Raw genomic sequence first — 20,064 nt, 5'->3', positions numbered from 1 at the left:
GTGCTGTTGGCCCGCTGCGGCGAATCGTCGCTCGTGGTGCATGACGATACCGTGGACGGTTGAAAGGCGATTTGGAGCTTGTAACTAGCGGAGACGTTTGCGGGCGGGATATCGCGGCCAGCGTTGAAAGGATGCGCACGTAACCGCGTGGGCACGGGGTGCCCACCTTACGGTAGAGGATTCGATAAAACGAGACTAGCGGGACGCCACTGCCGCCGGCGTAAACTCCCACTTCTTCCACGCCGACAGCACCGCGTTCGGATACTGCGGCTTGCCCCGGCTGCCGTTGTAGCGGCCGAGCGCCAAGTACAAATTGCCGCGCTCCATGTCGATGTACATGCGCAAAATCGAGCAGCCGTAGCGCAAATTGGTCTGCATATGGAACAGCTTGCGCCGGTCGCTGTCGCCGATCACCTTGGTCCAGAACGGCATTACCTGCATGTAGCCGCGCGCGCCGGCGATCGACACCGCATACTTGCGATACGCCGACTCGACCTGGATCAGCCCCAGCACCAGCCCCGGATCGAGCCCGGCGCGGGTCGCTTCGTACCAGGCCGCCTCCAGGAATTCCGTGCGCGAGAACTCGTCGGGGATGCGCTTTTTCAGCCGCCCCGACATCTCGTTGAACCACTGCTGGTAGCGCAGCCGCCCCGCCTCGTCGCGGAACACGGGCTTGGGCGGACGCGCGTCGTTGATGGCGTTCGACAGCGCCAGGCGCACGGAATCGGCGAGCGCCTCTTCCTTCTGGTTGCCCGCGTGGGCGCTCGTGGAAGCAAGCGCCGCCACGAGCAGCGCGCCACGTAACAGTTTGCGCGCCCTGCCCTGTCCCGCCATCCGCATCACTGCGCGAATTTGGCCTTGATGAAGCCGACCATCTCGTCGACCGACACGGCCGTGGCTTCGGTATCGCGGCGGCCCTGGTATTCCAGCTTGCCTTCCTTGAGGCCGCGCTCGCCGATCACCACGCGGTGCGGCACGCCGATCAGTTCCCAGTCGGCGAACATCGCGCCCGGGCGCAGGCCGCGGTCGTCGACGATCACGTCCACGCCCGCCGCTTGCAGCTCGGCGTACAGCTTCTCGGTCTGTTCCTTGACCATTTCACTGCGGTCCAGGCCCATCGGGCACAGCACGATCTGGAACGGCGCCAGCGCGTCCGGCCAGACGATGCCCTTGTCGTCGTAGTTCTGCTCGATCGCCGCGCCCAGGATACGGGTCACGCCGATACCGTAGCAGCCCATCTGCAGCGGCGCCGGCTTGCCGTTTTCGTCGAGGTAGGTCGCTTCCATGGCTTGCGAATAAGCGGTGCCGAGCTGGAACACGTGGCCCACTTCGATGCCGCGCTCGATGGCGAGAACGCCCTTGCCGTCCGGCGACGCGTCGCCTTCGACCACGTTGCGCAGGTCGGCTACCACCGGTTCCGGCAGGTCGCGGCCCCAGTTTACGCCGGCGAGGTGGGCATCCACTTCGTTCGCGCCGCAGACGAAATCGGCCATGTTGGCCACGGTGCGGTCGGCAACAATGGTGACAGGCTGCTTCGGCGCGACAGGACCGAGGTAGCCCGGCACGGTGCCATACACTTCCTGGATTTCGGCTTCGGTCGAGAAGCGGTAGGTGCCCAGGCCAGGGACCTTGTTGACCTTGACTTCGTTCAGCTCATGGTCGCCGCGCAGCAGCAGCATGAAATATTGCTTCGTCGCCTTGTCGGCGACTTCGCTTTCCACCGTGAGCGCAATCGTTTTCACCGTTTGCGACAGCGGCAGGCCCAGCTGCTCGGCCACCATCTCGCACTTCGTTCTACCTGGGGTCGGCACCTTGGTCATGGCTTGCGTGGCCGCGCCGCGCTCGCCGATGGCCAGCGCCTCGGCCGCTTCCATGTTGGCCGCGTAATCCGAGCTTGGGCAGTAGACCAGCGCGTCTTCGCCGGTCGAGGCGATCACGTGGAATTCGTGCGAGCCGGTGCCGCCGATGGCGCCGTTGTCGGCCGCCACCGCGCGGAATTTCAGACCGAAGCGGTTGAAGATGCGCACGTAGGCATCGAACATGATCTGGTAGGACTTCTGCATGCCTTCCAGGTCGCGGTCGAAGGAATAGGCATCCTTCATCGTGAACTCGCGGCCGCGCATCAGGCCGAAGCGCGGACGGCGTTCATCGCGGAACTTGGTCTGGATGTGATAGAAGTTCAACGGCAGCTGGCGGTAGGACTTGATCTCGCTGCGCACGACGTCGGTGACGACTTCTTCCGAGGTCGGCTGGATGGCGTAGTCGCGGCCGTGGCGGTCCTTGACGCGCATCAGTTCCGGACCCATCTTGTCCCAGCGGCCCGTCTCTTGCCACAGTTCGGCCGGCTGCACGACCGGCATCAGCAGTTCGAGCGCGCCCGACTTGTTCATCTCTTCGCGAATGATCGCTTCGACCTTGCGAATGACGCGCAAGCCGGTCGGCATGTAGGTGTAGATGCCCGAGCCGAGGCGCTTGATCATCCCCGCCCGCATCATTAGCTTGTGGCTGACGATCTCGGCATCGGATGGCGCTTCTTTAAGAGTTGAAATAAAAAATCGTGAGGCACGCATATCGATGAATTCTTTTTAAAAAGAGAGGGTTATAATCGACCTAATTTTAAAGGATTAGCTGGCTGATGCGTCCAAACTTTGTACAAATGGGTCCGGAACACGCAGCCGCCGCCGTTTTCGTGATCGAAAGGCATGGCTGACGCAGGGATTTGTAGGTAAAAACGCAAGGGACCAGAAGCCGGCAGAAAGTTTCGAGGTGCACTTATGCTCGATCGTGAAGGGTTCCGCCCCAACGTCGGCATCATCCTGCTGAACGCCAATAACGAGGTGTGGTGGGGCAAGCGGGTGCGCGAGCACTCATGGCAATTTCCGCAAGGGGGTATCAAATACGGCGAGACGCCGGAACAGGCGATGTACCGCGAGCTGGAGGAAGAAATCGGGCTGCGCCAGGAGCACGTCAAGATCGTGGGCCGTACCCGCGACTGGCTGCGCTACGAGGTGCCGGATCACTTCATCAAGCGCGAGATCCGCGGCCATTACCGTGGCCAGAAGCAGATCTGGTTCCTGTTGCGCATGGTCGCGCGCGACAACGACGTGAACCTGCGCCTGACCGACCATCCCGAGTTCGACGCCTGGCGCTGGCACGACTACTGGGTGCCGCTGGACGTGGTCATCGAGTTCAAGCGCGATGTCTACCAGCGCGCCTTGCAGGAACTGTCGCGCTTCATCAGCTGGCCAGCCAACGGCGGGCACGGCGAGCGCCGCCACAGCGCGCGCTACCTGCGCCAGCCGCGCGGCCAGGGCAACGGCTCGGGCAGCGCCAACGGCGGCAAAACCGGGCCGAGGCCGCCACGCGATGCCGCGGCCGAGCCGCAGCTGGTGCTGACACCGGAAAAATAGTTGCGCCTGTAACTCAGCAGTTACACGCCATCCGAAGCAGGCACGCCACGCACATGGCGTTTGCCTGCTTTTTTTCTGCAAAATCATTGCAAAATAGAAAACTTTCATCCTAGAATCACCGGATGAATCGTTCATTCCTTGCCGCACTGGCGATGGGCCTGGCCCTGCCTCTCACCGCTTCCGCCGCGCCGGCGCCGGCGTCCTGCAAGTACGTCGAGATCGCCAAGCTGCCGCTCAACTACACCGGCCCCAGCCTGGAAATCACGACGACCGGCAGCATCAACGGCACACCGTCGGTCATGCTGCTCGACACCGGCGCCTGGCGTACCCTGCTGACACGCACCGGCACCGAGCGTCTCGGCCTGCGGCTGCGCAATACCGGACACCATGCGTATGGCGTCGGCGGCATCGCCCGTCTCTACGAGACACGGGTCAACGAGTTCGTCACCGGCCCTTCGCGCGCCAGCAAGGGCGTGATGACGGTGTTGACCGACTTCGGCTACGTGTCCTCGTACGACGCGATCGTCGGCGCCCCTTTCCTGTTGCAGGCCGACCTCGAGATCTCCCTCGCCGCCAAGGAACTGAAATTCTTCCGGCCACTCGACTGCCGCGACGAATTCCTTGCCTACTGGGACCCGAAAGCGGTCGAACTGCCCTTCCACCGCGACTCGCGCGAAGGCAGCAACCCACTCTTACCGTCTCGGTCAACGGCCGCGAGCTGATCGCGATGATCGACACCGGCGCCGGCACCACCTCGATCACCCTGGACGCGGCCAAGCGGACCGGCCTGCAGCTCGATGCGCCGGGCGTCAGCCGCCTCAGCGATGCCGTCGGCGTCGGCACGCGCAAGCGGGCACGCTGGCGCACCCGCTTCGCCACCCTCCAGGTTGGCGACGAGACCATACGCAACGCCGAAGTCAACGTCATCGACAGCGACGTCCCGACCGACGTCATCCTCGGTGCGGATTTCCTGCGCTCGCACCGCGTCCTGTTCGCGATGAGCCAGCGCAAGCTCTACTTCTCCTACATCGGCGGCGTACCCCTCGACGAATACGGCAAGCTCGCGCCCTGGATTGTCGCCGAAGCCGAGGCTGGCAATGCCGATGCCCAGATGGCGCTTGCCGACATCTACGCAAAAGGCAAGATCGTGACGAAGGACACGGCCCTGGCCGACAGCTGGCTCGCCAAGGCCGCCAGCGGCGGCAATCCGCAGGCGAATATCCGCACCGGACGCTGGAAGATGACGCATGGCCAGCTGGCCGAAGGCGCCGCCCATCTGCGCACCGGCCTCGACCGCCTGCCCTCGCATCACCAGGCCGCCCTCTGGCTGCATATTGCACGCCTGCGCCTGGGCCAGCCGGAACTGGCGGCCAGCGAGCTGCAGGCTTCGGTTGCACGTTACGACGACGAGTGGCCACGGCCGGTGGCCGACTTTTACCTGGGCAAACTCAGCGCCGCGGCCCTGCTCGAGGAAGCCGCCGACGACAAGACCACCGCACGGGCACGGACCTGCCAGGCCATCGCTGCGATGGGCGAGTGGCACGGCGCACGCGGCGAAAAGGAACAGGAGCGTCCGCTGGCAGCACGCTACAAGGCGGAGTGCGCCGTCAAGCCAACAGATCCGGCAACCGCGCAGGCGCAGGAAGAACCCGCATGAAGGCTGGCGCGCGTGGCGTCATGCCCACGCGCACTCGCTTACCACAAAGCAGTTTTTTCGATTACTTTTATGTAAATTTTCCACATAGAATCTTTGGCATGAAGCCCTTGTCTTCTACCCTGGCCGCGCTGGCGCTGGCTCTCTCCGTTCCGCCTGGCCAGGCGGCCGAAGCCCCGCGCTGCCGTTATGTCACGGTCGGGAAATTGCCCCTGCAGTACACCGGACCCAGCCTGCAGGTCACGACCGAAGGCGTCATCAATGGCACGCCGGCAACCATGCTGGGCGATACCGGCGCTTACGATACCTTCCTTACCCGCACCGGCACGGAAAGGCGCGGCATGAAGCTAGAGTAACCTGGGCCGGGTGGCGCAGGGTGTCGGCGGCTTCTCGTCGCTCTACCAGACCCGCGTCTAAGCCAGCGCAAGATCTACTTTTCGTATGTCGGCGGCCAGCCTTTCGAACAGCGCCGCAAGCTCGAATCCTGGGTGGAAGCGCCGCTGCACCGCCATCGGATTGATGACCGAGCTGCACGAGGCGCAGGGCGACAGTGGCGGCGTGCAGGCCATGGCGGCGCCGCGCAAGCAGCATTGCAGCGGCGCCCAGGACGACGCCGACGCAGACTGACAAGGACGGCGGCCGGCAGCGCAGTGCGCGCTATCGCGCTAGAATAGCGCCCTTCCCCACCGCCTTTCAGATCCCGCCATGTTCACCCCGTCCTCGCACGACGTGCGCCGCTTTTTCTGTGAAGCCTTCCGCAAGCAACGCGCCGGCGAAGTCCTCACGCCGATGGACGCCATCGCCGCCGACTGGATCGTCCAGCATCCCGAATACCACGAGGCCATGATGGACGCCGAGGAAGCCGTCGCGCGCGACTATTCGGTCGAGGGCGGCAAGCCGAATCCCTTCCTGCATTTGTCGATGCATTTGTCGATTGCCGAACAGGTGTCGATCGACCAGCCGCGCGGCATCAAGGCTGCGCACGATCTATTGGTGCGCAAGATCGGCGAGCACGACGCCCACCACGAGATCATGGAATGCCTGGGCGAGATGATCTGGAAGTCGCAGCGCAACGGCGTGCCGCCGGATACCGAGGCCTACATCGAGTGCGTGCGCAGCCGCGCGATGCGCTGAACCGTATGAGCCAAACAAAAGGCGACCTCGGTCGCCTTTTGTTTTTTATTGCTGGGTACTGTTAACCCAGCTTGTCGTCCGCCACGCGGTAGCGCGGATCTTCCAGCACATTCACCTCGATCATGTCCTGCGCCTTGCCGAGCAGTTCGCGGCAGTCCGGGCTCAGGTGGCGCAGGTGCAGGCGCTTGCCGAGCGCGCGGTACTTGTCGGCCAGCGCATCGATGGCCTGGATCGCCGAATGGTCGACCACGCGCGCATTGCGGAACTCGACCACCACGTCCTGCGGGTCTTCTTTCGGTGCGAACAGCTCGTTGAAGTTGGCCACCGAGGCAAAGAACAGCGTGCCCTGCAGCTCATACACCTTCCAGCCTTGCGCATCCTGCGAGGTGGTCACCGCGATCTGCTTCGCATGCTGCCAGGCGAACACCAGCGCCGACACGATCACACCCACCAGCACCGCAATCGCCAGGTCGAAGACCAGGGTAATCGCCGCCACCAGCACCACCACCAGCGTATCGGCACGCGGCACCTTGCCGACCATGCGGAAGGTGCCCCACTCGAAGGTCTTTTCGCAGACCACGAACATCACGCCGATCAGCGCCGCCAGCGGAATCTGCTCGATCCAGCTGGATCCGAACAGGATGAACGACAGCAGGAACAGCGAGGCTGCGATGCCCGACAGGCGGCCATAGGCGCCGTTGTTCACGTTGATCATGCTCTGGCCGATCATGGCGCAGCCGCCCATGCCGCCGAAGAAGGCGGTGACCACGTTCGCAGCGCCCTGCGCCATGCATTCGCGGTTCGGCTGGCCGCGGGTTTCGGTGATCTCGTCGACCAGGGTGAGCGTGAGCAGCGACTCGATCAGGCCGACGCCGGCCAGCACCAGCGAGTACGGAAAGACGATCCGGAAGGTCTCCCAGTTGAAGGGCACGTCGGGAATCGCAAAGGCCGGCAGGCCGCCGGCAATCGAACCCAGCTCGCCCACGGTCTTCGATTCGATGCCGAGCAGCGCGGCGCCAACGGTGACCACCAGGATGCCGACCAGCGTTGCCGGCACGGCCTTGGTGATGCGCGGCGTGATGTAGATGACGGCCATCGTCGCGGCCACCAGGCCGAGCATGGTGAAGAGCTGGGCGCCCGCCATCCATTCGCCATTCACCTTGAAGTGCCCGAACTGGGCAATGAAGATCACCAGCGCCAGGCCGTTCACGAAGCCGAGCATGACCGGGTACGGCACCATGCGGATGAATTTACCGAGGCGCGCGGCAGCGAACAGCATCTGCAGGATGCCCATCAGGACGATGGCCGCGAACAGGTACTGCACGCCATGCTCGACCACCAGGGCGACCATGACCACGGCCAGCGCACCGGCCGCGCCCGAGATCATGCCGGGCCGGCCGCCGAAGGCCGAGGTGATGAAGGAGACCAGCACCGCGGCGTACAGGCCGGTGAGCGGAGAGACATGGGCGACCAGGGCAAAGGCGATCGCCTCGGGAACCAGCGCCAGGGCCACGGTGAGGCCGCTGAGCAGGTTGGTTTTCAGATAAGCGGGGGAGACGGACTGCAAGATGACACTCCAACAAAAGGCGCTAGCGCCTGAAAAAACGAAATCCCCCGGAGCGGCGTGGAGACCGCTTCGGGGGATCAAATGGTGCCGCTATTATAGTCGGAGTTGCCGAACGATTCCTGCCGCAGGTGTCATCAACATTGCCAGCGAGGACCGTACGGTGGGCCGGGCCGCGCAAGGCACTCCGTGCCCACGCGGACATATGAACGGTGTTGGCAGGCGCCCGTACCGCGCTGGCAGCATGAACGCTCCAGAATAAAATGATCAGCTGCTCATTTGCCGAAGCCGTGTCGATGCACGCGTTTCGATGCGAAAGAAGCCATCACCATGCAGGGTTCCGCGTGGGCACGGCGTGCCCACCGTACGGTTCCGGCCGCGTCAGGGAACCGCGCCGCTTATTTACTCACCACCAGCTGCGACGGCAAACTCGACAAATACGCCCCGATATCCTGCATATCCTGGTTGGTCAGCGGCTTGGCAAACCCCGCCATGATCGGATTGCTGCGCCCGTTCGCCTTGTCGCCGCCGCGCTTATAGGCCATCAGCGCATGCGCGATGTAGTCGGCATGCTGTCCCGCCAGCTTCGGATAGCTCGGGTCGATCGGCTTGTTGTAGTCCGCGCCATGGCAGGACGCGCAGTTGTACTTCTTGACCAGTTCCTCGCCGCGTTTAACATCGGCAGCGGAGGCGCCAAGGGAAACGGCGCCGAGCACCAGCGCAATGATCAGTTTTTGCATGGCGGCGGTCCTCATTTGCGGTTCTGGGCGGTCTGCTGCGCGTAGTAGGCGGCGACGTCGGCGATGTCCTGGTCGGACAGGCTGGCGGCGATGCCGCGCATCGACGGGTGCTTGCGGTCGCCCTTTTTATAGGCGTGCAGCGCTGCTTCGATGTACTTGGCCGATTGACCACCGATCATCGGCACCTGGTAGACCTCGGGGAAAGCGGATTTGTAGCCGGGGATGCCATGGCAGCCGATGCACATCTCGATCTTGGCCGGTGCCGCCTTCGGGTTGCCGACGACGTCTGCGGCAGACGCGGCGCCGGCGCAGGCGCCCAGAACGAGTACAGCGAAAAGTTTTTTCATGGTGGGAATCGCAAAAGAATTTGATCGAATACCGCTACCGCACGAAACTGGATGAAGCCGATAAAGTTAGCAAATCATCTAACAAGCGTCCGATTCTAGCCCAACAAAAGATTGCAGTCTACCAACGTCGCGCACCCGGATGGCCGCGCCCGCAAGCGCATTCGGCCCCGGCCCGGCTTCTGGCATATACTCAGGATTTCCTCTCTCACCATAGACGCCCATGCAAGCCCAAGCCCGCTTCGAAGGATCCGACAACTACGTCGCCACCGACGACCTGAAACTGGCCGTGAATGCCGCCCTCACGCTGGCGCGCCCGCTCCTGATCAAGGGCGAACCGGGCACCGGCAAGACCATGCTGGCCGAGGAAGTGGCCGCCGCGCTGAACATGCCGCTGCTGCAGTGGCACGTGAAGTCCACCACCAAGGCCCAGCAGGGCCTGTACGAATACGACGCCGTGTCGCGCCTGCGCGATTCCCAGCTGGGCGACGAACGCGTGCGCGACATCCATAACTACATCGTCAAGGGCGTGCTGTGGCAGGCCTTCACGGCGCCGGAACCGGTGGTGCTGCTAATCGACGAGATCGACAAGGCCGATATCGAATTCCCGAACGACCTGCTGCGCGAACTCGACCGCATGGAATTCTATGTGTACGAGACGCGCGAAATGGTGGTGGCCAAGCACCGTCCGCTGGTGATCATCACCTCGAACAACGAAAAGGAACTGCCGGACGCTTTCCTGCGCCGCTGCTTCTTCCACTACATCAAATTCCCGGACCGCGAGACGATGGCCGACATCGTCAAGGTCCACTTCCCGCGCCTGAAGCAGGAGCTGCTGGCCGCCGCCCTGCAGAGCTTCTACGAAGTACGCGACGTTGCCGGCATCAAGAAAAAGCCCTCGACCTCGGAATTCCTCGACTGGCTGAAGCTCCTGATGGCCGAGGATATCCCGGCCGAAGCCCTGCGCAGCAAGGACGCCAAGGCCATCGTCCCGCCGCTGCACGGCGCCCTGCTGAAGAACGAGCAGGATGTGCACCTGTTCGAGCGCCTGGTCTACATGTCGAGGACGAATCGATGACGGTAGGGAGAGTTGCGGTCGAGCCGGTCACGCTGGACTTCAACGGCGTGCGGCTGGAACCGCTGTCGCTCGACCACGTCGATGGCCTGCGCGCTGCCGCGGCCGACGGCCAGCTGTGGAACATCCGCGTGACCTCGGTGCCCGAGCCGCACCGCACCCAGGCCTACGTGCACGCCGCGCTCGAGATGCAGAACCGCGTGGCCTTTGCCGTGGTCGAGGCCGAATCGAACCGCGTGCTCGGCTCGACCAGCTACCACGATATCGTGCCCGAGCTCGAGCGCGTGGAAATCGGCTACACCTGGTATGCGCAAAGCGTGCAGCGCTCGCACGTGAACACCAGCTGCAAATTGCTGCTGCTGTCACATGCCTTCGACACCCTCGGCTGCGCGGTGGTTGGCCTGCGTACCGATAATTTCAACTTCGCCTCGCAGGCGGCCATCGAACGCCTCGGCGCCAAAAAGGATGGCGTGATCCGCCACCATGGCCTGCGCCGCGACGGCACCGTGCGCGATACCGTCATGTACAGCATCGTGCGCGGCGAGTGGCCAGAAATAAAAGCACAACTGCACTACCGGCTGCAACGCCACGGACACGCACCATGCTGATCGACTTCTTTTTTGCGCTGCGCAACGCCAAGGTCCCGGTCTCGATCAAGGAATTCCTGACCCTGCTCGAAGCCCTGGAAAAGAGCGTCATCGCGCCTTCGCTCGACGACTTCTACTATCTGGCGCGCCTGACGCTGGTGAAGGACGAAGCCCACTTCGACAAGTTCGACCGTGCCTTCGGCATGTACTTCAAGGGCATCGAAGCGGTGTTCGACACGAGCAAGGGCGAGATCCCGCTCGACTGGCTGATCAAGCGCATGGAGCGCGAGCTGACGCCCGAGCAGAAGGCGGCGCTGGAAAAATTCGGCTACGACAAGCTGATGGACCGCCTGAACGAACTGCTGAAGGAGCAAAAGGAACGCCACGAAGGCGGCAACAAATGGATCGGCACCGGCGGCACCTCGCCGTTCGGGCACGGCGGCACGAATCCCGAAGGCATCCGCATCGGCGGCCAGGGCCGCAACCGCACGGCAGTCAAGGTCTGGGACCAGCGCACGTACAAGGACTACGACGACGAGCGCGAACTCGGCACACGCAACATCAAGGTGGCCCTGCGCCGCCTGCGCCGCTTCGCCCGCCACGGCGCGCCCGATGAACTGGCCCTCGACGACACCATCCGCGCCACGGCCAGCAACGCCGGCTACCTCGACATCAAGATGCAGCCCGAGCGCAAGAACCGCATCAAGGTGGTGATGCTGCTGGACGTGGGCGGCAGCATGGACGACCACATCGAGCGCACCGAAGAACTGTTCTCGGCGGCGAAGACCGAATTCAAGAACATGGAGTTCTACTACTTCCACAACTGCGTCTACGATTACCTGTGGAAGAGCAACCGACGTCGCCATGCGGAACGGTTCGAGACCTGGGACGTGCTGCGCAAGTTCCCGGCCGATACGCGGGTGATCTTCGTCGGCGACGCGACCATGAGCCCCTACGAGGTGCTGGCGCCGGGCGGGTCGGTCGAGTACAACAACGAGGAAGCCGGGGCGGAATGGCTGGCGCGCTTCTGCAAGGCCTTCCCGAAGTTCGCGTGGCTCAATCCCGAGCCGGAAAATCTGTGGCAGTACCGGCAGTCAATTGCGATCATCCGGCAGCTGATGAACAACCGCATGTTCCCGATCACGCTGGAAGGGCTGGAGCGGGCGATGCGCTTGCTGAGCAAATAGCGCCAGCAAGGATCGCTGTGGTTTGAATGGCGATGGCGGCGACCGTACGGTGGGCACGCTGTGCCCACGCGGAATGATGCGCCGTGTTGGCGCCGTTCCAACCCGACCCGTTGCGGACTCGCGGCAGCCTCCCGGATACTCCGCGAACGTCTGACCGAATCACTCACATATCAGCCGCGCTTATCCGCCAACAATACGCGAGCATTCGCGTGGGCACGGCGTGCCCACCGTACGGTCAGCTCCGCGCGCGCAACGCATTGCGCACCACATACAAGCCCACCACATCGATCGCCACGTGCACCAGCACCGCCGCCAGCAAGCCCACGTACTGGTAGATGAACCCCAGCACCACGCTGACCCCGAACACCCCTGCCGCCTGCACCAGCGTCGCCTTGTCCAGCTTGCGGAACTGGTACACCGGCGTATGCGTCAGCAAAAAGATCACCGAGGTGATCCATACGCCCAGCAGCGGCTGCAGCGCCGCGCGGAACAGTACCTCTTCGCCAATCCCCGCCGCCAGGCTGATCCACACCGGATTGAATCCCGACAAATCCAGGCGCGCATAGGCCGCGATGGTCTTGCGCGTCGATTCGGATGACGCCGTCAGCCGGAAACTCACATACGACCCGGCCGCCGCCAGTGCCGACAAGCCCAGCCCGAACAGCAGTTGGTTCCCCACGTTCATCGGCCCCACGAACACCGACAGCGGCTCGGCATACGCCACGAGAATGATCGCCGCGGCAATGACGAGAAACACGAGACAGGTGAGCAGCTGCGCGGTCAGGCGGATCGGCGGACGGGTTTGCGGCGGGATGGATGATTGAACGGACATGAAGAGCAACGCCAACGCGGTTGACGGATGAGGAATCGGAGCCGGCCAGGCCGGCGAATGCGGAATGGCCGCCATTCTAGCCAGCGGCCTGCCCGCTGACAACGCCCCGCGCAAACGATCAAGCGGTGGAGCCGCACTTTGTTAGTGCGAGCACGGACGGCCTTGCCGCAAAACGCGATATTGACGCAAGACCTGCGCCAAACCGCCCGCAATCGTGCGCCTTGCGCCGGCCTGTAGTATCAAGCGGACCGTATTGACGAACCCTTTCGCCTCATTTCCTGGAGATTGCATGACCGAGCTGCTGCCGATCCTGAACAACCTTGCGTGGCCCGTGGCGATTGCCATTGCCTGGATCGCCGGGGAATTCGGCCAGCGCTACACCAACCTCCCGCGCATCAGCTTTTATGGCCTGGTCGGCTTCGCCCTCGGCGCGCCGCAGCTTGGCGTGCTGCCGGTGCCCGATGCCGGCGCCATCCCCATGCTGGCCGACGTCGCCTTTGGCCTGATCCTGTTCGAGCTCGGCTACCGCATCAATTTGCGCTGGCTGCGCAACAACCCGTGGATAGGCGTGAGCGGCCTGGTCGAATCGATCGCCACCTTCATCGCCGTCTACTTCATCGCGGTGGCCTTCGGCACGCCCCAGCTCACCTCGCTGATGCTGGCCTCGCTGTCGATGGCCACCTCCCCCGCCACCGTGGTGCGCGTGATCAACGAGCAGCGCAGTTCGGGGCAGGTCACCGAGCGCGTGCTGCATTTGTCGGCGCAGAACTGCGTGCTGGCCGTGTTCGCCTTCAATGCCGTGATCGGCTTCTGGATTTTCCGCACCTTCGAAGACCTGGGCGACGCGCTCTGGAACAGCCTGGTGCTGCTGGCGGTCTCGGCCCTGACCGGCGCGGTGTTCGGGCTGGTGGTGCCGGCCCTGCTGCGCGCGATCGGCAACCCGCGCCACGATGCCACGGTCGCCTTTGCGATTGCCGTGATCCTGCTGGTGGCCATTTCTTACGCCGGCGGGCTGTCGCCGGTGGTGGCCTCGCTCGCCTTTGGGCTGGTGGCGCGCCATCGCCGCGTGGCCTTCAGCCAGGCCCAGCGCAATTTCGGCGCGCTGGGCGAACTGCTCACCATTTTGCTGTTCGTGTTCGCGGCTTCAACGCTCGACTGGGAAAAGGTTGCGGCCGGGATCTGGCTGGCCGTCGCCGTCGTGCTTGCACGCCTGCTGACCAAGACCGCCGGCGTGACCGCCTTTGCCCATCTGTCCGGCGTGTCCTGGCGCAAGGGCTTCCTGGCCGGGGTGGCGCTGGCGCCTTTGTCCGTATTCGTGATCCTGCTGCTGGAGCATGCGCGCCTGGCGGGCGTGGTGGTGGTCGAGGAACTGCGTTCGGTGGCGGCGGTGACCATGCTGCTTGAGATATTCGGCCCCATCATCATCCAGCGCGCCCTGATGTGGGCCCGCGAGACCACGGAAATGCGGCCGGAAGCCCGCTCGGAGAACCACCATGCCGCTTGAAGCCTTTGCCCAATCCCAGCCGCTGACCTTCGGGGTCGAGCTCGAACTGCAGCTGGTCAGCTTGTCCGACTTCGACCTGACGGCTGCCAGCCCCGATCTGCTGCACCTGCTGTCGCGCAAACCCTTCCCCGGCAACGTGACGCCGGAGATCACCGAGAGCATGATCGAGATTAATTCGAGCGTGCATTCGGATTACCAGGCGCTGCTGGCCGAGCTGGTGGACATCCGCGATACGCTGGTGACGGCCGGCGATACGCTGAACATCGGCATCGCGGGCGGCGGTACCCATCCTTTCCAGCACTGGTCCGAGCAAAAGATTTTCGCCAAGCCGCGCTTCGAGCATCTGTCTTCGCTCTACGGTTACCTGGCCAAGCAATTCACGGTGTTCGGCCAGCACGTGCACATCGGCTGCGGGAATGGCGACAACGCCATGTATTTGCTGCACGCGCTGAACCGCTACATTCCGCACTTCATTGCCTTGTCGGCCTCGTCGCCCTTCGTGCAGGGGCACGACAGCTTGTTCGATTCGGCACGATTGAACTCGGTGTTTGCCTTTCCGATGAGCGGGCGCGCGCCGTTCACGCTCAGCTGGAGCGATTTCGAGAACGCGTATTACGCGAAGATGGAGCGCACCGGCATCATCAAGAGCATGAAGGATTTTTACTGGGACCTGAGGCCCAAGCCCGAGTACGGCACCATCGAGCTGCGCGTGTGCGATACGCCGCTGACGGTGCAGCGGGCGGCGGCGCTGGCGGCCTACCTGCAGGCGCTGTGCAGCTACCTGCTGCAGCGGACGGAAGAGCCGCCGGTCGAGGACGATTACCTCGTCTACAACTACAACCGCTTCCAGGCTTGCCGCTTCGGGCTGGATGGGTCGATCACGCATCCGAAGACCTACGAAACGGTATCGCTGCGCGAGGATATCCTGACGACGCTGCGCAAGATGGAGCCGCATGCCGAGGCGCTGGGCAGCCTGGATGGCTTGCGCCACCTGGCGGATGCGGCCGCCGGCGGGAGCGATGCGGCGCTGCTCAGGCAACAGTACGAGCGCGAAGGCAGTGTCGAGGCGATCGTGCATTCGGCGATCAATACCTTCCGGGGCGAGCGGCGGTTCTGGCGGCGGTGAGGGGGGCGTAGGGTGGACGGGTTCCCGTCCACGCGTTGATAGTTAAGATCAAGATCATCCCGCACGATCACGAAGCCGCCAACGATCAACGCGTGGGCGGCGCAAACGCCATCAATGATCGTCGGCCCGGGTGGAGCCGACCACCCTACGCCGCGCTTGGCCCGAGGCGGCTGCCGCGCATGATGCGTTCCATGAACGTTGGCTTGGCTGCCGGACGCGGCATGCCGTCGTCGACCAGGCCGGCCCATTTTTCGCACAATTGTTCGCAGGTGGCGCGCAGCACCGGGTCGAGCTCGGGCAGGCGTGCGAGGGCGCACAGGTGGCGCTCGATCACCGAGGCCAGGCGCACGCAGGGACGGTCGTTCTCGTCGCGCGCGGTGTAGTGCGACATCAGGTGCAGCAGCGACGCGATCATCACCGCGTCGCGGTGGCGCATGTCTGGCGCCGGCAGCATGGATGGCTCGTTTGCTTGGTCTTTCATGACAGCCCCTTGTTCGGATGGACGGTATGTCTTGGTCACTGAATGAGAATCATTCTCATTCAATGGTAATGGAGGGGCGGATGAGAGGCAAGCGATTTCGCAAGCGTGTGCGGGGGTGTTTGATGTGTTTCGGAATGGGTGCGGCGGATGCGGTGGCGAGCTGCATATGATGCGACCGCGTGGGCTCAAGAGCCCACCCTACAAAACCGGTTTTCCGTAGGGTGGGCTCTTGAGCCCACGCGGTTACAACGACCGATCACTGGCAAACCAATTACAACCTGGTCTCCCTTGCCGCCCGCAAAAACTCATCCAGCACCGGCGTGCAATCGAGCAGATCCGTCCCTCCGGCCCGGTGGAATTCCGGATGCCACTGCAGTCCCATCACGAAGTCCGCCTTGTCGTAGCGGATCGCTTCGACGATCCCGTCCGGATACGACACCGCCTCGATCCGCACGTCGCGCCCCAGCTCCTTCACTGCCTGGTGGTGGATCGAATTCACGACCGGCCGCGTGGCCTTCGGGAACATCTTGCGCAACGACGAGCCCGGCGGGAACTCGATCGCATGGCGGTGCGCGTCGTAGTCGGTGTGCACGTGGGCCAGCGCCTCGGGAACATTGGTCGCCACGTCCTGGTACAGCGAGCCGCCGAACGCCACGTTGATCAGCTGGCAGCCGCGGCACACGCCGAGCACCGGCTTGCCGGCCTCGACGAATTCGTGCAGGAGTTCGAGTTCGTACAAATCGCGCGCGCGGTCGCCGCTCCACTCGGGCCGGGTCGGGCTTTCGGAATAGGTTTGCGGCGACACGTCGGCCCCGCCCTGCAGCACCAGCCCGTCGAGGTGGCGCGCGTAGTGGCGCAAGGTGATGTTGCTCGGGTGGAGCAGCCCGTTGGTATTCACCGTCGGGATCATGAACACCAGCACGTCGCGCGACATCACCCACTGGGCGATCGACTCTTCCAGGTACTGCAGGTTCTTGCTGCGCAGGCCGGTGGAGCCCGGTTCGGGATGGAAGATGCGGGCCGAGACGCCGATGCGCAGGGTGCGGCGCATGAAGTCGCGGCTGAAGCGGTCGCGCATGGCGCGCCAGCGCGAAGACAAGACGCGGCCGGCCAGCGCGAACGGTGTGTCGCCGGGCCGCTGGTAGCGCGGCGGGCCATCGGCCGAGCGGCGGTCGGGAACGCGTTCGGGTGCGTCGGGGCGGGTTTCGAGCGGCGGGCCGGGCGCCTCCTCCAGCCCATTTGGATGATCGTCTGCCATGGCTTCAATATAGCCCCGCTACGGCCGCGCACGATTTGAAGTTGTAACAAAGTCACACGGATGAGCTTAGCCGATCGCTCAGGGACACATGGAAGTCAGGCGCATCAGCATCGCCACCAGGCTGCGGTCGCCCACCGGCTGGTCGAGCAGGCCGCGCACGCCGGCCGAATGGGCGCGCACCGTGTCGTAGCAAAAGGCGCGGCCCACCAGGAACACCACCGCCGTGCGCCCCGCCCCTTCCTGCGCCTTGATCGCCGCGCACAGTGCATACGGGTCGATACCGGGCGTCGCCGTGTTGATCATCGCCAGCGACACCGGCGTTTCGTCGCACAGGCGCACGGCGGCCGGGGCGCTGTCGGTCCAGGCCACGGCCAGGCGCTGCGCGCCGACCAGTTGGGCCAGATGGTCGCGGAAGGCGCCGCCGCCGTCGACGATCAAGACCTTGCCGTCGTGCGGCGGTTGGCGCAGGGCTTCGCCGTCGATGGCCAGGCCGTCGATGCCGCGCTGGCGCCGGCGCCGTTCCGGCAGGGGTGCTTCGCCGCAGGCGCACTGGCTTTCGAGGACGCGGCGGCGCTCGGCCACCAGCCGCGCCAGCATCGCATGCAGGGACGCCGCCTCGAGCGGACGCTCGACCCGCGTCCAGCCATTGCCGCGCTCGGCGCCGCCGACCTGCAGGGCCAGCGGCGTGCTGCGCATGCCGGCCAGGCGCAGCATGGCGCAGGCGTTGTCGCCGTCGGCCAGGTAGACATCGGGTTCCTGCAGGCTGTCCTCGTGCAGGCAGGCATAGTTCGGCCCGCAAGGCGGCGCTTCGGCCAGCAAGGAGGTGATGGCGGAGGCATCCGCCGGTGCAAAGCCGAGCAGGCGCACGGCGGTCGGGGTTTTCTTTGCTTGCATGATGATCATCCGGCACCGCAGACAATGCCTGTTGTGCGCTGCGGTGCGGTCGGCCTCTCCCCCGCCCCTTGCACTATAATACTGTATGCATGTACAGTATCGGTCTTGACCAGCGCTTTCCTTTCCACGATTTCTCGAAGCCCCTATATGCTGGCAGGCTTGCGTATCAATCTAGTCACGTTCCACAACGTTGACAAGGAGATTCGGCCGCACGGCTCCTATTTTTGCCTGCCGACAAGATAGAATGCGCAGGAATTTCAAAAAACACACATCAGCATGGCAACCAAGAAACCCGCACCCGATTACAGCGAATCATCCATCCGCGTCCTGAAGGGGCTCGAACCCGTGAAGCAGCGTCCGGGCATGTACACCCGGACCGAGAACCCGCTGCACATCATCCAGGAGGTGATCGACAACGCCTCGGACGAGGCGCTGGGCGGTTACTGCAACAACATCGGCGTTACCCTGAACGTCGATGGTTCCGTCACGGTCGAAGACGACGGCCGCGGCATCCCGGTCGGCATCCACCCGGAAGAAGGCGTCTCCACGGTCGAGATCGTCTTCACGCGCCTGCACGCCGGCGGCAAGTTCGACAAGGGCTCGGGCGGCGCCTATGCCTTCTCGGGCGGCCTGCACGGCGTTGGCGTCTCGGTCACGAATGCGCTTTCCACGCGCCTGGAAATCAACGTCTGGCGCAAGACCGATGATGGCAACGGCGTGCACCGCCTGGTCTTCGAAAACGGCGACGTGGTCGAGCCCCTCAGCTCCGCGCCGTTCGAGCGCGGCGGCAAGAAGAACGGCACCCGCGTCACCGCCTGGCCCGACCCGAAATACTTCGATTCGCCGAACATCCCGATGGCCGAACTGGTGCGCCTGCTGCGCTCTAAGGCGGTGTTGCTGCCGGGCGTCACCGTCACCCTCACCAACGCCAAGACCGGCGACGTCCAGACCTGGCGCTACGACGAAGGCCTGCGCGGCTACCTGACCGAAGCGCTGGCGCAGGGTTCCAGCGGCCAGACCCTGATCCCGCTGTTCGAAGGCGCGCAATATGCTCCGGCTGGCGACGAAAGCTTTGCCGAAGGCGAAGGCGCGGCCTGGGTCGTGGCCTGGAACGAGGAAGGCAGCGTGGTGCGCGAGTCCTACGTCAACCTGATCCCGACGCCAAGCGGCGGCTCGCACGAGTCCGGCCTGCGCGACGGCCTGTTCGGCGCCGTGAAGGGTTTCGTGGAACTGCACGGCCTGCTGCCGAAAGGCGTGAAACTGCTGCCGGAAGACGTGTTCGCGCGCGTCTCGTTCGTGCTCTCGGCCAAGGTGCTGGACCCGCAATTCCAGGGCCAGACCAAGGAACGCCTGAACTCGCGCGATGCGGTGAAACTGGTCTCCACCTTCACCAAGCCGCCGCTCGAACTCTGGCTGAACCAACACGTCGAATACGGCAAGAAACTGGCCGACCTGGTCATCAAGCAGGCGCAATCGCGCATGCGTTCGCTGCAAAAGGTCGAGAAGAAGAAGTCCTCGGGCGTGGCCGTGTTGCCGGGTAAGCTGACCGATTGCGAATCGACCGACCTGACCCGCAACGAACTGTTCCTGGTCGAGGGCGATTCGGCCGGCGGTTCCGCAAAAATGGGCCGCGACAAGGAATACCAGGCGATTTTGCCGCTGCGCGGCAAGGTGCTGAACACCTGGGAAACCGACCGCGACCGCCTGTTCGCGAACAACGAGATCCACGACATCTCGGTGGCGATCGGCGTCGACCCGCATGCGCACGGCGATTCGCCGGACCTCTCCGGTCTGCGCTACGGCAAGATCTGCATCCTGTCGGATGCGGACGTCGACGGTTCGCACATCCAGGTCTTGCTGCTGACGCTGTTCTTCAAGCACTTCCCCGCCCTGTTCCGCCACGGCCATATCTGCGTGGCGCGTCCGCCGCTGTACCGCGTCGACGTACCGGCGCGCGGCAAGAAGCCGCTGCAAAAGCTGTACGCGCTCGACGACGGCGAACTGCTGGCCATCGAAGACAAGCTGAAAAAGGAAGGCCTGAAGGAAGGTTCGTGGAGCATTTCGCGCTTCAAGGGCCTGGGCGAGATGAACGCCGAGCAGCTGTGGGAAACCACGATGAACCCGGACACCCGCCGCCTGCTGCCGGTGTCGCTGGGCGACTTCGACCACAGCGAATCGAGCGCGCGTTTCAACATGTTGATGGGCAAAGGGGAGGCCGCCGCACGGCGCGCCTGGATCGAAGAACACGGTAACGAAACCGAAGCGGACATCTGA

20 protein-coding genes are annotated in these 20,064 nt (G+C 64.1%); 11 read left to right on the top strand and 9 right to left on the bottom strand.

Annotated elements, in window-relative coordinates:
* Positions 1-195: 195 nt before the first annotated feature.
* Together ACWYRN_RS11960 and ACWYRN_RS11955 are read right to left on the bottom strand one after the other, a co-directional pair.
* Complete coding sequence (locus ACWYRN_RS11960; RefSeq protein ID WP_488692618.1) at positions 196-840, bottom strand: lytic transglycosylase domain-containing protein; 645 nt, start codon at positions 838-840, stop codon at positions 196-198.
* Positions 840-2,570 (bottom strand): proline--tRNA ligase, encoded by a 1,731-nt coding sequence (locus ACWYRN_RS11955; protein WP_488692617.1) that lies wholly within the window; start codon positions 2,568-2,570, stop codon positions 840-842. The genes ACWYRN_RS11960 and ACWYRN_RS11955 overlap by 1 nt, the downstream gene beginning before the upstream one ends.
* Positions 2,571-2,774: 204 nt before the next feature.
* Between ACWYRN_RS11955 and ACWYRN_RS11950 the strand changes: the two genes are divergently transcribed.
* From ACWYRN_RS11950 to ACWYRN_RS11930, 5 genes are all read left to right on the top strand, one after another.
* Complete coding sequence (locus ACWYRN_RS11950) at positions 2,775-3,410, top strand: RNA pyrophosphohydrolase (protein ID WP_488692616.1); 636 nt, start codon at positions 2,775-2,777, stop codon at positions 3,408-3,410.
* Between the two features lie 122 nt (positions 3,411-3,532).
* Complete coding sequence (locus ACWYRN_RS11945) at positions 3,533-4,132, top strand: retropepsin-like aspartic protease (protein ID WP_488692615.1); 600 nt, start codon at positions 3,533-3,535, stop codon at positions 4,130-4,132.
* Between the two features lie 5 nt (positions 4,133-4,137).
* Positions 4,138-5,067: a retroviral-like aspartic protease family protein gene (locus tag ACWYRN_RS11940; RefSeq protein WP_488692614.1), complete on the top strand. Its 930-nt coding sequence runs from the start codon at positions 4,138-4,140 to the stop codon at positions 5,065-5,067.
* Positions 5,064-5,420, top strand: a complete 357-nt coding sequence (locus ACWYRN_RS11935; RefSeq protein ID WP_488692613.1) for a hypothetical protein — start codon at positions 5,064-5,066, stop codon at positions 5,418-5,420. Before ACWYRN_RS11940 ends, ACWYRN_RS11935 begins: the two co-directional genes overlap by 4 nt.
* A gap of 349 nt (positions 5,421-5,769) precedes the next feature.
* Positions 5,770-6,198: a DUF1841 family protein gene (locus ACWYRN_RS11930; RefSeq protein ID WP_229437353.1), complete on the top strand. Its 429-nt coding sequence runs from the start codon at positions 5,770-5,772 to the stop codon at positions 6,196-6,198.
* 61 nt (positions 6,199-6,259) lie between these two features.
* On the opposite strand, the gene ACWYRN_RS11925 is transcribed toward ACWYRN_RS11930, so the two are convergent.
* The 3 genes from ACWYRN_RS11925 to ACWYRN_RS11915 all read right to left on the bottom strand — a co-directional run bounded on the left by ACWYRN_RS11925 (position 6,260) and on the right by ACWYRN_RS11915 (position 8,849).
* Entirely contained in the window at positions 6,260-7,765 is a 1,506-nt protein-coding gene (locus tag ACWYRN_RS11925) for a SulP family inorganic anion transporter (RefSeq protein ID WP_488692612.1), read from the bottom strand.
* 395 nt (positions 7,766-8,160) lie between these two features.
* Entirely contained in the window at positions 8,161-8,502 is a 342-nt protein-coding gene (locus tag ACWYRN_RS11920; RefSeq protein WP_229437355.1) for a c-type cytochrome, read from the bottom strand.
* Between the two features lie 11 nt (positions 8,503-8,513).
* Positions 8,514-8,849 (bottom strand): c-type cytochrome, encoded by a 336-nt coding sequence (locus tag ACWYRN_RS11915; protein WP_488692611.1) that lies wholly within the window; start codon positions 8,847-8,849, stop codon positions 8,514-8,516.
* 220 nt (positions 8,850-9,069) lie between these two features.
* Here ACWYRN_RS11915 and ACWYRN_RS11910 point away from each other — a divergent pair, with 220 nt between their 5' ends.
* Genes ACWYRN_RS11910 through ACWYRN_RS11900 form a run of 3 tightly spaced genes read left to right on the top strand, consistent with a single transcriptional unit; the run spans position 9,070 to position 11,695 of the window.
* Positions 9,070-9,924: an AAA family ATPase gene (locus ACWYRN_RS11910; protein WP_488692610.1), complete on the top strand. Its 855-nt coding sequence runs from the start codon at positions 9,070-9,072 to the stop codon at positions 9,922-9,924.
* Positions 9,921-10,529 carry a GNAT family N-acetyltransferase gene (locus tag ACWYRN_RS11905; RefSeq protein WP_229437358.1) on the top strand — a complete coding sequence of 203 codons (609 nt, stop codon included), beginning with the start codon at positions 9,921-9,923 and terminating at the stop codon, positions 10,527-10,529. Before ACWYRN_RS11910 ends, ACWYRN_RS11905 begins: the two co-directional genes overlap by 4 nt.
* Positions 10,523-11,695, top strand: a complete 1,173-nt coding sequence (locus ACWYRN_RS11900) for a vWA domain-containing protein (protein WP_488692609.1) — start codon at positions 10,523-10,525, stop codon at positions 11,693-11,695. Before ACWYRN_RS11905 ends, ACWYRN_RS11900 begins: the two co-directional genes overlap by 7 nt.
* 235 nt (positions 11,696-11,930) lie before the next feature.
* Here ACWYRN_RS11900 and ACWYRN_RS11895 read toward each other — a convergent pair whose 3' ends face one another.
* Positions 11,931-12,527, bottom strand: coding sequence for a CPBP family intramembrane glutamic endopeptidase (locus tag ACWYRN_RS11895; protein WP_488692608.1), 597 nt, complete (start codon positions 12,525-12,527; stop codon positions 11,931-11,933).
* A 289-nt stretch (positions 12,528-12,816) separates the two neighbouring features.
* Here ACWYRN_RS11895 and ACWYRN_RS11890 point away from each other — a divergent pair, with 289 nt between their 5' ends.
* Together ACWYRN_RS11890 and ACWYRN_RS11885 are read left to right on the top strand one after the other, a co-directional pair.
* Complete coding sequence (locus ACWYRN_RS11890; protein WP_488692607.1) at positions 12,817-14,031, top strand: cation:proton antiporter; 1,215 nt, start codon at positions 12,817-12,819, stop codon at positions 14,029-14,031.
* Positions 14,021-15,157, top strand: coding sequence for a YbdK family carboxylate-amine ligase (locus ACWYRN_RS11885; protein WP_488692606.1), 1,137 nt, complete (start codon positions 14,021-14,023; stop codon positions 15,155-15,157). Before ACWYRN_RS11890 ends, ACWYRN_RS11885 begins: the two co-directional genes overlap by 11 nt.
* A 145-nt stretch (positions 15,158-15,302) precedes the next feature.
* On the opposite strand, the gene ACWYRN_RS11880 is transcribed toward ACWYRN_RS11885, so the two are convergent.
* From ACWYRN_RS11880 to ACWYRN_RS11870, 3 genes are all read right to left on the bottom strand, one after another.
* Positions 15,303-15,638, bottom strand: a complete 336-nt coding sequence (locus ACWYRN_RS11880) for a hypothetical protein (protein WP_229437363.1) — start codon at positions 15,636-15,638, stop codon at positions 15,303-15,305.
* Between the two features lie 271 nt (positions 15,639-15,909).
* Complete coding sequence (locus tag ACWYRN_RS11875; RefSeq protein WP_229437364.1) at positions 15,910-16,896, bottom strand: gamma-glutamyl-gamma-aminobutyrate hydrolase family protein; 987 nt, start codon at positions 16,894-16,896, stop codon at positions 15,910-15,912.
* A gap of 78 nt (positions 16,897-16,974) precedes the next feature.
* A complete protein-coding gene (locus ACWYRN_RS11870) occupies positions 16,975-17,790 on the bottom strand; it encodes a response regulator (protein ID WP_488692605.1) in 816 nt (271 codons plus the stop codon).
* Between the two features lie 276 nt (positions 17,791-18,066).
* Between ACWYRN_RS11870 and ACWYRN_RS11865 the strand changes: the two genes are divergently transcribed.
* Complete coding sequence (locus ACWYRN_RS11865; RefSeq protein WP_488692604.1) at positions 18,067-20,064, top strand: DNA topoisomerase IV subunit B; 1,998 nt, start codon at positions 18,067-18,069, stop codon at positions 20,062-20,064.

It is taken from the genome of Massilia sp. BAP21 (genome assembly GCF_057801335.1).
This window is presented reverse-complemented; position numbering and strand designations above follow the sequence as displayed.